Source organism: Pseudoalteromonas arabiensis (genome assembly GCF_001550155.1).
GTDB classification, from domain to species: Bacteria; Pseudomonadota; Gammaproteobacteria; order Enterobacterales; family Alteromonadaceae; genus Pseudoalteromonas; species Pseudoalteromonas arabiensis.
Map to the genome: position 1 here is coordinate 534,424 of NZ_LRUF01000026.1, position 13,617 is coordinate 548,040.

Below are 13,617 nucleotides of genomic sequence, written 5' to 3' on the forward strand. Positions count from 1 at the left end.
CAACCGAAGTTACTGGAACCTAAATCCAGCGCGTCTACCAATTCCGCCACTCCCGCACATCTTTCGCGATCGTAGTAAAGGAACCTAAATCCAGCGTCTTAATCAAGACATCGGCCAATTCCGCCACACCCGCATCATTCGTACATAAAGTACTGGTAGTTATTTTAAACTCTTCATTGAGTGCAGTTTAACTCCTGCAGAGCCATTCTAAAGAAAGAATGGTGGCTAAGACGGGATTTGAACCTGTGACCCCATCATTATGAGTGATGTGCTCTAACCAACTGAGCTACTTAGCCATTGTGGCTGGGATACCAGGATTTGAACCTGGGAATGGCAGGATCAAAACCTGCTGCCTTACCGCTTGGCGATATCCCAACAAAAGCTTGATATTTTTAGTTCATATCAAGAACATGGTGCGGAAGGAGAGACTTGAACTCTCACAACCGAAGTTACTGGAACCTAAATCCAGCGCGTCTACCAATTCCGCCACTCCCGCATACCTTCTGCGTTTGCAGTAAAAGAACCTAAATCCAGCGTCTTAATCAAGACATCGGCCAATTCCACTACTGTTGCATTATTCGTACTTAAAGTACTGGTAGTTATTTTTAACTCTTCATTGAGCAACAAAAAGAATGGTGGCTAAGACGGGATTTGAACCTGTGACCCCATCATTATGAGTGATGTGCTCTAACCAACTGAGCTACTTAGCCATCTTTTTTGTTAACACTTCATCGCTGAGTGCGGGGCGTATTATGCTGATATGACCTAAATCCGTCAACACCTTTTTTGCAAAAAAACACTTAACAGGGTTTGTTTGCATTAAAATTAAGCTAACAGGTTAAATTTTACTTAAATTGCTGTTTTTTTGTCGGTCAAAGACAACTCTAAAAGTATGTTACGTATTATTGTAAATAAAAGCTCATTTTTAATCTGTTTGATTTTCATACAAAAATTAAGTTTATAAATTTAAAAACTATTTTTTTGAGAGTTTTTCTAACTCATAAATGCATTTACAGCTATACAGAGTAGAAGAGTAGGGAGATAAAATGGCGCTATTGCAGTACTAAAAATTGCATGCGTATCGTGATGTAAACCCAGAAAATAAAAAAGGCTCGTAATAACGAGCCTTTTAAATAGAGTTGCTTAAGAACTTATACGTTAAATAAGAAGTTCATGACATCACCGTCTTTAACGATATACTCTTTACCTTCTTGACGCATTTTACCTGCTTCTTTTGCACCGCTTTCGCCTTTGAACTCAATGTAATCGTCAAAAGCGATTGTTTGAGCACGGATAAAGCCACGTTCAAAGTCTGTGTGGATTTTACCAGCAGCTTGTGGTGCCGTCGCACCTACTGGAATGGTCCATGCGCGTACTTCTTTTACACCTGCTGTAAAGTAAGTCTGTAATTTAAGTAGCTCGTAACCACCACGGATCACTAAGTTAAGGCCTGGCTCTTCTAAACCTAGGTCAGCCATAAATTCTAATTTATCTTCTTCTTCTAGTTCAGATAACTCAGATTCGATAGCAGCACAAACAGGAATAACAACCGCGTCTTCAGCTGCGGCAATTTCACGTACTTTATCTAGGTAAGGGTTATTTTCAAAACCATCTTCTGCTACATTCGCAATGTACATCGTTGGTTTGATTGTTAAAAAGTTAAGCGTTTTAATTGCCGCTTTTTCTTCTTTAGTGAGTTCTAAAGAACGTAATGTTAAACCTTCATCCAGATGCGCTTTTACTTTCTCAAGTACAGCGTTTTGCTCTTTCGCGTCTTTATCGCCGCCTTTTGCTTTCTTGGCATTACGAACAAGCGCTTTATCTGCGCTATCCATATCTGCAAGTACTAATTCGGTGTTAATAACATCAATATCGTCAGCTGGATCGATTGTACCAGCAACATGGACGATATTTTCGTCTTCAAAACAACGAACAACATGACCAATTGCATCTGTTTCACGAATATTCGCAAGGAACTGATTACCTAGACCTTCACCTTTTGAAGCGCCTTTTACAAGGCCTGCAATATCAACGAACTCCATCGTTGTTGGTAAAATGCGTTGTGGATTGACGATTTCAGCAAGCGCATTTAAGCGCGCATCAGGAACTGGCACCACACCCGTATTTGGTTCAATAGTACAGAAAGGGAAGTTAGCGGCTTCGATTCCCGCTTTAGTTAGTGCATTAAATAATGTTGATTTACCAACGTTTGGCAAGCCAACGATGCCACATTTAAAACCCATAGTAAGATACCTTGTGTAATTTCATTAAAACGGATTAAGGTTTAAATGAATGTAGTCTGTTTTGTGCTTTTAACACACCATCTTTTGCAAGAATTTCCATGCAACGAACTGCTTCGTCGATTGCGGCATCCATTTTTTCTTGATCGTCTTTCGCAGCTTTGCCTAGCACCCAACCTGTTACCATTTCTCGGTGACCAGGGTGTCCAATGCCAATACGAAGGCGCATAAAATCTTTTTGGTTTGCCATTTTCGCAATAATGTCTTTTAAACCATTGTGACCACCATGGCCGCCACCTTTTTTTAGTTTAGCAATGCCTGGTTCTAAGTCCATTTCGTCGTGAGCAACGAGAATGTTTTCAACAGGAATTTTAAAGAAATTAGCGAGACTACTCACCGACTTACCACTTAAATTCATATAAGTTGTAGGGATCAGTAGTTTAAATTCTTGGCCTTGAATAATCACTTTGCCAGTGAGGCCGTGATATTTAGGATCATGTTTGAGAGTGCAGTTGTAACGTGCAGCGAGTTCTTCGATGAACCAAGCACCTGCATTATGGCGTGTGTTTGCGTATTCGGGGCCTGGATTAGCCAGGCCCACAAGCATTTGAATAGAATTCAAGGTGTGTACACCTTAAAAATTATTCTGCAGCGTCTTCTGAAGCTTCTTCAGCAGGAGCAGCTTTGTTAGCTTTAACAGTAACAACTGACTGATCGTGATCTGCACCTTTAGCAAGCTCAACAGATGAAACACCTGAAGGAAGTTTAAGGTCAGAAAGGTGGATTGAATCACCAGCTACTAAGTCTGCAACGTTAACTTCAACGAACTCAGGAAGTGACTTAGGAAGACACGTGATTTCGATTTCAGTTAATTGGTGAACAACAGTGTTACCTGCTTTAGTTACTTTCTCTTCACCGATGAAGTGTACTGGCACTTTAGTGTGAAGTTTGTGAGAAGCATCTACACGTTGGAAGTCTAAGTGAGTGATCTTAGGCTTGAACGGGTGACGTTGAATATCTTTAAGGATAGCTTCAACTGACTCGCCACCGATGTTTAAAGTAAGGATGTGCGTGTAGAAACCTTCGTCTTCTTGCGCTTTGATCATATCTTTGTGTGCAAGAACGATAGATGCAGCTTCTTTGTCAGCACCGTAAAGGATTGCAGGAACTTTATCTTCACGGCGTAGGCGGCGGCTCGCACCAGTACCTGTTTCTGTACGTAATTCTGCATTGTATGTATAAGTTGACATAATGTCTCCAATAATTAATAGTCGTAGGGCCTTTGCGACCAAGGTCCCTAGCCAAAAGGCGCGCTATCATACCACCCCTTTTAGGGAAAATAAATAACGGCTACAAAAAAAGCACCAAATGGTGCTTTTTTCAATATCATGCGCTGTTGATTAATGCTCAAACATCGCAGAGATTGATTCTTCGTTGCTGATACGACGAATTGTTTCAGCAAGCATATCTGCAAGCGTAAGTACTTTGATATTATCAAGTGCTTTAAGCTCGTCAGTAAGTGGTATTGAGTCAGTAACAATCACTTCGTCAATAACTGATTCACGAATGTTCTGTGCTGCATTACCTGAAAGAACTGGGTGGGTTGCATAAGCAAAAACACGTTTTGCACCATGCTCTTTAAGCGCAGCTGCTGCTTTACATAATGTACCGCCTGTATCAATCATGTCATCAACGATGATGCAGTCACGACCTTCAACATCACCAATAATATGCATTACTTGTGATACGTTTGCTTGTGGGCGACGCTTATCGATGATAGCAAGGTCAGTGTCATTTAATAGCTTCGCGATTGCACGAGCACGAACAACACCACCGATATCAGGAGAAACAACCACGACGTCTTCGAAGTCGCGCTCTTTCATGTCTTCTAATAGCACAGGGCTACCGAACACGTTATCAACCGGTACGTCGAAGAAACCTTGGATTTGTTCTGCGTGTAGGTCAACAGTTAATACGCGGTCAACACCAACACTTGATAAGAAATCTGCAACTACTTTAGCTGTGATTGGTACACGAGCAGAGCGCACACGGCGGTCCTGACGCGAATAACCAAAATAAGGAATAACTGCGGTAATACGTCCAGCAGACGCACGACGTAGGGCATCAACCATAACGATAAGTTCCATCAGGTTATCGTTAGTGGGGTTACAGGTTGATTGAACAATGAAAACGTCAGAACCACGAACATTTTCATTAATTTGAACACTGATCTCACCGTCACTAAAACGGCCAACAACAGCATCGCCTAATTCAATATACAAACGTTTTGCAACTTTTTGAGCTAGCTCAGGTGTTGCGTTACCAGCGAAGAGCTTCATGTCAGGCACGGTAGGGTTCCTCAGGCACTGAATTTTGGGACTAACAGGCTATGGTAGGCACCAAAGCAGGTTAACATTTACTTGTACGTTACTTCATTTCAAAGTGAGCATTTAAAGCTGTATGAGCAGGAGAAATTGTAGCACTACTTGCAACAAAACCCGTCCATTTTTCTGGTAATTCGGCTAAAACTTGCTGTGCTTGTGCCTCGGTTGAAAACTCAGCAAAGCAGCAAGCGCCTGTACCAGTCATCTTTGACGGGGCGTATTTTAGCAACCACTGCAGGGCTTTTTCAACCTCGGGGCAGAGCTTTTTAACTAAAGGCTCACAATCATTGCGTAAATTTTCTGTTTGCCAGTCTGCTTTTAGTTTCGGTGTATCGCGTTTTAAATCGGGGTGAGTAAAAATTTTTGCGGTGCTTACATGCTCCCCAGGGTGGATCACACAATACCAACGCTTTGGTAACTCGACGTTATGAAGTTGCTCACCAATGCCGTGCGCAATGGCGGTGTGGCCATTAATAAACACAGGGACATCAGCGCCTAAGGTCACGCCTAAATTTGCTAACTCGTGTAAAGATAAATGACAGTTCCATAATTTATTAAGCGCGAGCAAAGTTGTTGCGGCATCGGAAGAGCCACCCCCAACACCGCCGCCCATTGGCAAACGTTTTAATAGCTTTATTATAGCGCCTTGTTGGCAATCACAGTGTTGTTGTAATAAACGGGCTGCTTTATATATAAGGTTATCTGCAAGCTCAATACCGTCTGTATCACCGGTTACTGTAATGTTTGGCTCGTTGTTAACAGTAAATGTTAAGTCATCACCAAACTCTAAAAAGGTAAATAAGGTTTCTAACTCATGGTAGCCGTCATCACGGCGCGCATTTATATGAAGAAATAAATTAAGTTTTGCAGGCGCTATTAACGTTAGCGGGGCGGTTGATACTTGCGTCATGATTAATTTAACTGCCAATCATTAAGTTGAATTTTTATACGGATTTTTTGGTTTTTGAGGCTTAGCTTAACAGGAAGCCAATAGCCATCTTGTTTAATGTAATCTGAATAGGTTATTTGCCACTGTTGGCCATTGTGTGCTTGCCAAATCAGATTTTTTAATCGGCCTTGCTCATCATAACTGGCTTGGTCGTTTTCGACAGTGCCTTTTAGCCACTTTGCGGCGTTATCTAATGGAATCGAAAAGCCAGTTAAACGGTATAACAACATAGCCGCATCGCGATCGGTATAAACATCACCGTCATATTCAAGTTCGGCCCCTTGGGCATTTTGTTTTAAAGACAAAATACGAGTGCCAATAAAACTGGTGAGTACCATGTCACTGTATAGCTCATCATGTTGCCAGTTTAAATTAGCAGATTGGCGCTGCTCTGTGCTAATAAATGCCATTTTTCCCTGTACTTGCCACTGAGCTTGTTGTTCTAAACGGCTTTTCCAGTCAGGATAAATGTAATCAACGGTTGACATTTTTTGCGCACAACCGCTGATAAATAAAAAAAACATGAATAAAATCAAATATTGTTTAATCAAATGACGTTCCTTACTTTCCATATTCCGCTGATTTTTGGTAAAATTAACGCCTTTACAGCTGGGCTTAGCAATATTTGGTACATATGACCATCGTAGCACTTGGTATAAATCACAAAACCGCATCCGTAGAATTACGTGAAAAAGTCGCGTTTTCACCTGAGCAAATGGCTGAGGCGTTACAGCAATTAAGCGGTCATGCGCATTTTAATGAAGCGGTTATTGTTTCGACCTGCAACAGAACCGAAATCTATTGTAGCCTTGCTGAGCGTAATTCCCAAACCTTGTTACGTTGGTTAGCAGGTTTTCATGGTTTGGATGAACATGAACTGAGCAATAATACTTATTACTACGAAGGTGATAAAGCGATTAACCATTTAATGCGAGTGTCGTGTGGTCTTGATTCTTTGGTGCTCGGTGAGCCGCAAATTCTGGGGCAAATTAAACAAGCTTACCATAACGCGAAAACACACGATGCTATTGGCGTAACCTTCGATCGTTTGTTCCAAAAAACCTTTTCGGTAGCGAAACAAGTTCGAACTGAAACGGACATTGGTGCCAGTGCAGTTTCGGTTGCCTATGCCGCTGTTAATCTAGCCAAACATATTTACGGCAAACTCGATAAAACCAATGTACTGCTTATTGGTGCGGGTGAAACTATAGAGCTTGTTGCAAAGCATTTATATCAAAATGACCCGCAAAAAATAACCGTAGCGAACCGCACCATTGAACGAGCGAAGAGCTTAGCGAGCGAAGTTAATGCAGATGTGATCGCGTTGGCTCAGCTACCGGAGCGGTTACATGATGCAGATATTGTTATAAGTTCCACCGCCAGCACGTTACCAATTATTGGTAAGGGTGTCGTGGAGCAAGCCCTAAAAATGCGCCGCCACAAACCTATGCTATTTATTGATATTGCGGTTCCACGTGACATTGAAAGCCAAGTAGGTGAGCTTGATGCCGCTTATTTATATTCAGTTGATGACTTACAAGCCATAGTAAGCGAGAATATCGCGGCTCGTGAGCAAGCTGCCGAACAGGCACAAGACATTATCAGTGCACGTACGAATGAGTTCGTTATGTGGCTGCGTTCACTGGATTCAGTGGATTTAATTCGTCATTATCGTAATGACGTCCAAGATATAAAATCTGAACTTGTTGAAAAGGCGCTTAGCCAGTTGCAAACAGGTAAAGAGGCAGAAAAAGTGATACTCGAGTTGGCAAATAAACTGACCAACCGCTTGATGCACGCACCTACCCGTGCCATTCAAGATGCAGCAAAAAATGGCGAAGCTGCTGAGTTAAGTCAATTAAAGAAAATGTTAGGTATTGATCAGGAATAGTCGTTAAATGAAAGAGTCTGTTTATAGAAAATTAGAAACCTTAGTTGAGCGTTATGAGGAAGTGCAAGCGCTACTAAGCGACCCCTCTGTGATCAGCGATCAAAATCGCTTTCGTACCTTATCTAAAGAGTATTCAGAGTTAGAAGAAATTGTTAAAGCGTTTTTAGCGTATCAGCAAGCACAGGATGATGTAGCGACAGCTGAAGAAATGCTAAAAGATTCAGACCCTGATATGCGTGAAATGGCGCAAGAAGAATATAAAGAAGCAAAAGCACAAATAACGGCATTAGAAGACGAAATCCAAATTCTGATGCTGCCAAAGGACCCTAAAGACAATAATAATGTCTACCTAGAGGTTCGTGCGGGTACCGGTGGTGACGAAGCCGCTATCTTCGCTGGTGACTTATTCCGTATGTACAGCCGCTACGCTGAAACCAAAAAGTGGAAAGTAGAAGTAGTAAGTACTAACGAAGGTGAGCATGGCGGTTATAAAGAAGTAATTGCGCATATCTCGGGTGAAGGTGTATATGGTCAGCTTAAATTTGAATCAGGTGCACACCGTGTACAACGTGTACCAGAGACTGAATCGCAAGGCCGTGTTCACACATCAGCCTGTACTGTAGCAGTCATGGCCGAGATTCCTGAAGCGGAAGCAATTGAGATTAACCCCGCGGATATTAAAGTGGATACCTTTCGTGCATCGGGTGCCGGTGGTCAGCACGTCAATAAAACTGACTCAGCAATCCGTATCACACATATTCCAACAGGTGTGGTTGTAGAGTGTCAGGATGAACGTTCACAGCATAAAAACCGTGCTAAAGCGATGTCAGTACTTGGCGCTCGCTTGCAACAAGCTGAAGACGAAAAACGCCAAGCTGCAGAGGCATCTGAGCGTCGTAACTTAGTTGGTAGTGGTGACCGTTCTGAGCGCATTCGTACTTATAACTACCCGCAAGGCCGTATTACCGATCACCGTATTAACTTAACTCTCTATCGTTTGAATGAAGTGGTTGCAGGTGATTTAGGCAGTGTAATCGAACCACTTATGCAAGAACATCAAGCTGACTTACTCGCTGCGATGGGCGATGAATAATCGTGCCACAAAGCATAGAGCAAGCACTGGTTGCTGCGACGGCGTTACTAACGCCTAGCAGCGACAGTGCGAAATTAGACGCCCAAGTCCTGTTATTATCCATCCTGAATAAACCGCGTAGTTACTTATTCACTTGGCCAGAAAAACACCTTACCGAACAGCAACAGCTCGATTTTGAACAGGCATGCCAACGCCGCTTAAAGGGTGAACCTGTCGCGCATATTGTCGGTTTTCGTGAATTTTGGAGCCTTCCACTTAAGGTAAACCCAACAACCTTGATTCCACGACCTGATACCGAAACGTTAGTTGAATACGCTTTAGGTCTTGAGCTGCCCGCTGATGCAAACGTACTTGATTTGGGCACGGGTACAGGCGCTATAGCACTTGCGCTGGCCAGCGAAATGCCAAATTGGCAGGTGACAGGGATAGATAGAGTGGCTGATGCCGTCGCATTAGCCCAAGAAAACCAACAGCGACTCGATATTAACAATGCCACTTTTGCTTTGAGCAATTGGTTTAGTGCGGTTAAAAAAGAAAAGTTTGACCTAATTGTCAGCAACCCCCCCTATATCGAACACGATGATGAGCACTTAAGCCAAGGTGATGTGCGTTTTGAGCCATTATCAGCATTAGTAGCCGATGACGACGGCATGGCTGATATTAAACAAATTATTACTATCGCGCGTGACTATTTGACAACAAATGGCTATCTTTTAATTGAACATGGTTACCAACAAAGTGTGAAAGTCCAAGAATTTTTTGCACAAATGTCGTATAGCCATATACTTACAGTAAAAGATCTTGGCGGTAATGACCGTGTAACGTTAGCACAGTGGGCTCATAAATAATAAGCTTTGCTGGGCACACATAGCCTTTGAGGATCCCAAACAATGGATGAATTTTTGTTTTCGGATGAAGCACTTGATGAAGTCAGTGAGGTGGTTCAAGGTAGTTGGAAAGTCATCGTTGTTGATGATGAGCCAGAAGTACATGCCGTAACAAAGCTTGCGCTCAGTGACTTTGAATTCCAAGACAAACGCCTTGAGTTTATCAGTGCCTATTCAGGAGAAGAAGCCAAGCAAGTTATTGAACAGCACCCTGATGCAGCTATAGTTTTACTTGATGTTGTTATGGAAACGGATGATGCGGGGCTTAAAGTCGCTAAATATATCCGTGAAACTGCGAAGAATAATCATATTCGTATTATCTTGAGAACGGGTCAACCAGGCCAAGCACCTGAACGACAAGTTATTGTTAATTATGATATTAATGATTACAAATCGAAAACTGAGCTGACCGCACAAAAATTGTTTACGGTGGTGATGTCAAGCTTACGCTCTTATCGCGATATTTTATCGATTGAGCAATCACGTCAGGGTCTCGAAAAAATAATTAAAGCATCACGCGATATTTTTTCTACCCATTCGCTAGAGCACTTTATTGAAGGTGTAATGCAGCAACTTACATCTTTGTTAGGCACTGTTGAGCAAGCTATGTATGCGACAAGCTTAGTTGCGAGTAACCCTCTTGATAATCAAAAAAAACTGGTGGTTTTTTCCGGTCGGGGGGAGTTTGAGCGCAGCGAAGGTAAAGCAATTGAAGAAGTGCTCAATGATGAACAGCTCAATGCCTGCCAACAAGCTCTAAGAGATAAAACGATTGTTTATCGTGATAATTATTTATTTGCCTATTGCAGCAGTGAGTTTAACCATAATTCTATGTTGTTTATCTCGGGTATCCCTAAACATTTAACTGATACACAACGCCATTTGATTGAAATTTTTTCGCAAAATGTTCAATTGGCGTATGAGAATGTACAGCTTCAAGCTGAAATTGAGGCGACACAACAAGAGCTTGTGTTTAGACTCAGTGAAGCTCTAGAGCAGCGTTCAACTGAAACGGGTAACCATGTAAAACGTGTTTCGCATATCTGTTATGAGCTGGCGATGGGATATGGATTATCTAAACGCGAAGCTGAACTTATTCGTTTAGCTGCACCGCTGCATGATGTGGGTAAAGTAGGTATTCCTGATGCCATTTTAAATAAACCTGGCCCGCTAACAGACGAAGAGTGGGCTATTATGCAGCAACATGCTGAAAAAGGTCATTTAATCCTAAAGGACTCGAATCGTGACATCGTTAATACTGGGGCCATAATTGCGCTATCTCATCATGAACGTTGGGATGGAACAGGTTACCCTAAGGGCTTGAAAGGTGAAGAGATTCCTATTGCTGGGCGTATTGCCGCATTAGCCGATGTGTATGATGCACTACGTCATAAACGCTGCTACAAAGAAGCGTGGTCACTTGAAGATGTTGTAAAGGAAATTAATGCACAACAGGGCAAACAATTTGACCCTAAGTTAATAGAAGTGTTTAATCAACGCGTTAAAGAAATAGAAGACGTACTCGTACGTTATCCAGATTAATTAAACAAAGTAGTATTGGGGCATATGGATTATTTAGCAGTAAAACATACTCACATGTTATTTGCCGTGTTGAGTATTGTACTATTTTACGTTCGTTCTTTTTCACGTTTAAAAACGGGCGCACTTGCAAAAAATAAAGTGGTGTTCATTGGAAGTCATAGCATTGATACATTGCTGCTTGTTTCTGCAGTTGCGTTAATCGTGATGGCAGGATTTAACCCATTAGAGCAATCATGGTTATTAGAAAAAATTATACTTGTTATTGCTTATATCGTACTAGGTGTTGTGGCTGCAAAGCAAAGCGCACAGACTGCGAAAGTGGTATTGCTTGCTATAACCACCTTCATTTTATTAGCAATTGGTTATTTAGCTTCGGCTAAAACTGCACTTCTTCTCTAAGAATCTCTGAGCGGTATTTTGATGGCGAGTGCCGTCGTACCGCTTTTTTATATCTCATCGTTCAGTATTGGTAACTTAGGGCAAAAGTAGGTAAACTAGCACCTCGTTTTTGAAAGAGATGTTGCAGTATAAATGACCACCCCTTGGTTTGAAGATCAAAATGAATCCTATCAAGATGAGGCCTACGATGCATTTTCTTCTAAAGTGCTTTATCGTTGTATTGATGCTGAATTAAAGTGGGATACACAAGTAGATCTAACTGCTTGTTATGAACTACTCAATGAATTTGAGCATACGGTTTCAGTACTTTGTGTTGAACATAAAGAGCCTCATGAACGCTTAGATAAACTCTTGGATATCTTTTATCAACAATGGCTTTTCAGTGCTTCTAGCTTGAAAGTACCCGAATACACCTTAAATAGCTTTAGCTATACGGTTACGATGCGCAGTGGTACGCAAACAACATTGGCTATTTTACTGTGTCACTTATTACAACATGCTAACTTGGATGCTTCAGTGACCTTAAGTCAAGGTGAAGTGCAGGTGCATGTTGCCATAAGTGATGAAGAAGGGTACCTCATAGAGCCAAGCACAGGGCAGCAAAGTTGGTATATCATTCCTGAAAATGCCAGTGAAGAGAATGGCGATGAGCAAGAGCCGCTTGAACTGGTGTTTGATGAAGAGATATATAAGCTTTACTTAGCTCAGCAAAAATGGTCATTCATTAGCGAAAGTAAATTTGGTCATGCGCTACACTGCGTTGACATGCTGATGGAATTATTAGGCGATGATCCTTATGAGCGTCGTGACCGTGGCTATCTACTTAATCAGTTAGATTGCCCTAAAATGGCCAGAGATGATCTACAGTATTTTGTTAATGAATGCCCAGATGATCCCGCTATCGATATTATTCAGCACCAGATTGCTGAAATAGAAGACAACAATAATACACACCACTAGTTTTAAGGAACACTTATGACTGACGCCCGCAGTGCGCTAATTACCAATGACGCAGTCGTACTTGGTTTACTCGCCGTTATTTTAGGGTTTGTTTTTAGAACCTCGCATAGTAACAATGCAGCATGCCAGAAATTTTATAAATACGTCCCCGCTTTACTGCTTTGCTACTTCTTACCATCATTATTAAATACCTTTGGAATTGTTGATGGTCATTCATCAAACGTTTACTACGTGGCATCCCGCTATTTACTTCCAGCCTGTTTAATTTTATTAACCATCAGTATCGACTTAAAGGCTATTTTAAACTTAGGCCCGAAAGCGTTGATCATGTTTTTAACGGGGACCATGGGTATCGTTATTGGCGGACCTCTTGCCATTTTAGTGATGAGCGCCGTTTATCCTGAAGCGGTTGGCGGACATGGTCCTGATGCCGTATGGCGTGGCATGACAACCATTGCGGGCAGCTGGATTGGTGGCGGTGCTAACCAAGCCTCTATGAAAGAGATGTTCGAAGTAGGCGGTGATATATTCTCGGCTATGGTGACTGTTGATGTCATTGTGGCGAACTTATGGATGGCTGTATTACTACTCATGGCGGCTAATCATAAAGCGATTGATGCTAAAACAGGGGCTGATACCCGTGCAATTGAAGATCTAAAAGAGCGCGTAGAAAAGTATCACGCTGAGCATGCACGTATGCCAACGCTCAATGATTATATGACGATTATTGCGATAGCCTTTGGTATTACAGGTCTTGCGCATTTTTGTGCTGACTTTTTAGGCCCGTACTTCGGTGCTAACTTCCCTTGGGCACAGGAGTATAGTTTAAATAGCAAGTTCTTTTGGTTAATCGTGATCTCGACCACTATCGGGATTAGTTTATCGTTTACTAAAGTTCGCCATATTGAAGCATTTGGCGCCTCAAAGGTTGCATCAAGCTTTTTATATATTCTTGTGGCCTCGATTGGCTTACATATGAATATTACCGCTATTTTCGACTCGCCTATGTACTTTGTACTAGGTGTGATTTGGATGCTAACACATGCAAGCTTGATGTTGATTGTGGCTAAATTAATCAAAGCGCCGCTGTTTTATATGGCTGTGGGTTCACAAGCTAATGTTGGTGGTGCTGCATCAGCACCTGTGGTTGCCTCTGCGTTCCATCCATCGCTGGCACCGGTTGGTGTGTTACTTGCGGTTTTGGGCTATGGTGTAGGTACTTACATGGCTTATATTTGTGGTTTAATGCTACAAGCTGTTTCACCTTAAGGA

13 protein-coding genes and 4 tRNA genes are annotated in these 13,617 nt (G+C 42.0%); 7 read left to right on the plus strand and 10 right to left on the minus strand.

Annotated elements, in window-relative coordinates; all coding sequences use genetic code 11:
* Nucleotides 1-219: 219 nt before the first annotated feature.
* The 10 genes from PAARA_RS19585 to lolB form a co-directional block, all read right to left on the minus strand.
* Nucleotides 220-296 (minus strand) — tRNA-Met (locus tag PAARA_RS19585).
* A 4-nt stretch (nucleotides 297-300) separates the two neighbouring features.
* Nucleotides 301-375, minus strand: a tRNA-Gln gene (locus PAARA_RS19590).
* A gap of 36 nt (nucleotides 376-411) precedes the next feature.
* Nucleotides 412-496: transfer RNA gene (locus tag PAARA_RS19595), tRNA-Leu, on the minus strand.
* A gap of 137 nt (nucleotides 497-633) precedes the next feature.
* Nucleotides 634-710, minus strand: a tRNA-Met gene (locus PAARA_RS19600).
* 441 nt (nucleotides 711-1,151) lie between these two features.
* The gene (ychF, locus tag PAARA_RS19605) at nucleotides 1,152-2,243 is read right to left on the minus strand and encodes a redox-regulated ATPase YchF (protein WP_062570661.1); all 1,092 of its coding nucleotides are present in this window, start codon (nucleotides 2,241-2,243) and stop codon (nucleotides 1,152-1,154) included.
* A gap of 34 nt (nucleotides 2,244-2,277) precedes the next feature.
* On the minus strand, nucleotides 2,278-2,862 hold the full coding sequence (gene pth / locus PAARA_RS19610; protein ID WP_062570662.1) for an aminoacyl-tRNA hydrolase: 585 nt from the start codon (nucleotides 2,860-2,862) through the stop codon (nucleotides 2,278-2,280).
* 19 nt (nucleotides 2,863-2,881) lie between these two features.
* A complete protein-coding gene (locus PAARA_RS19615; protein WP_062570663.1) occupies nucleotides 2,882-3,490 on the minus strand; it encodes a 50S ribosomal protein L25/general stress protein Ctc in 609 nt (202 codons plus the stop codon).
* A gap of 150 nt (nucleotides 3,491-3,640) precedes the next feature.
* Complete coding sequence (locus PAARA_RS19620; protein WP_062570664.1) at nucleotides 3,641-4,588, minus strand: ribose-phosphate pyrophosphokinase; 948 nt, start codon at nucleotides 4,586-4,588, stop codon at nucleotides 3,641-3,643.
* Between the two features lie 79 nt (nucleotides 4,589-4,667).
* On the minus strand, nucleotides 4,668-5,534 hold the full coding sequence (gene ispE / locus PAARA_RS19625) for a 4-(cytidine 5'-diphospho)-2-C-methyl-D-erythritol kinase (RefSeq protein ID WP_062570665.1): 867 nt from the start codon (nucleotides 5,532-5,534) through the stop codon (nucleotides 4,668-4,670).
* Nucleotides 5,535-5,536: 2 nt separating this feature from the next.
* Nucleotides 5,537-6,124, minus strand: coding sequence for a lipoprotein insertase outer membrane protein LolB (gene lolB, locus PAARA_RS19630; RefSeq protein ID WP_083515373.1), 588 nt, complete (start codon nucleotides 6,122-6,124; stop codon nucleotides 5,537-5,539).
* Nucleotides 6,125-6,207: 83 nt separating this feature from the next.
* On the opposite strand from lolB, the gene hemA reads away from it, so the two are divergent.
* From hemA to PAARA_RS19665, 7 genes are all read left to right on the plus strand, one after another.
* On the plus strand, nucleotides 6,208-7,464 hold the full coding sequence (gene hemA / locus PAARA_RS19635) for a glutamyl-tRNA reductase (protein ID WP_062570667.1): 1,257 nt from the start codon (nucleotides 6,208-6,210) through the stop codon (nucleotides 7,462-7,464).
* Nucleotides 7,465-7,471: 7 nt separating this feature from the next.
* Entirely contained in the window at nucleotides 7,472-8,557 is a 1,086-nt protein-coding gene (prfA, locus tag PAARA_RS19640; protein ID WP_062570668.1) for a peptide chain release factor 1, read from the plus strand.
* A gap of 2 nt (nucleotides 8,558-8,559) precedes the next feature.
* Nucleotides 8,560-9,405 carry a peptide chain release factor N(5)-glutamine methyltransferase gene (prmC, locus tag PAARA_RS19645; protein ID WP_062570669.1) on the plus strand — a complete coding sequence of 282 codons (846 nt, stop codon included), beginning with the start codon at nucleotides 8,560-8,562 and terminating at the stop codon, nucleotides 9,403-9,405.
* 42 nt (nucleotides 9,406-9,447) lie between these two features.
* Nucleotides 9,448-10,986, plus strand: coding sequence for a response regulator (locus PAARA_RS19650; protein ID WP_062570670.1), 1,539 nt, complete (start codon nucleotides 9,448-9,450; stop codon nucleotides 10,984-10,986).
* Nucleotides 10,987-11,010: 24 nt separating this feature from the next.
* Nucleotides 11,011-11,385, plus strand: a complete 375-nt coding sequence (locus tag PAARA_RS19655; protein WP_062570671.1) for a SirB2 family protein — start codon at nucleotides 11,011-11,013, stop codon at nucleotides 11,383-11,385.
* 132 nt (nucleotides 11,386-11,517) lie between these two features.
* Nucleotides 11,518-12,345: a tetratricopeptide repeat protein gene (locus PAARA_RS19660; protein WP_062570672.1), complete on the plus strand. Its 828-nt coding sequence runs from the start codon at nucleotides 11,518-11,520 to the stop codon at nucleotides 12,343-12,345.
* Between the two features lie 15 nt (nucleotides 12,346-12,360).
* Complete coding sequence (locus PAARA_RS19665; protein WP_062570673.1) at nucleotides 12,361-13,614, plus strand: DUF819 family protein; 1,254 nt, start codon at nucleotides 12,361-12,363, stop codon at nucleotides 13,612-13,614.
* Nucleotides 13,615-13,617: the final 3 nt, after the last annotated feature.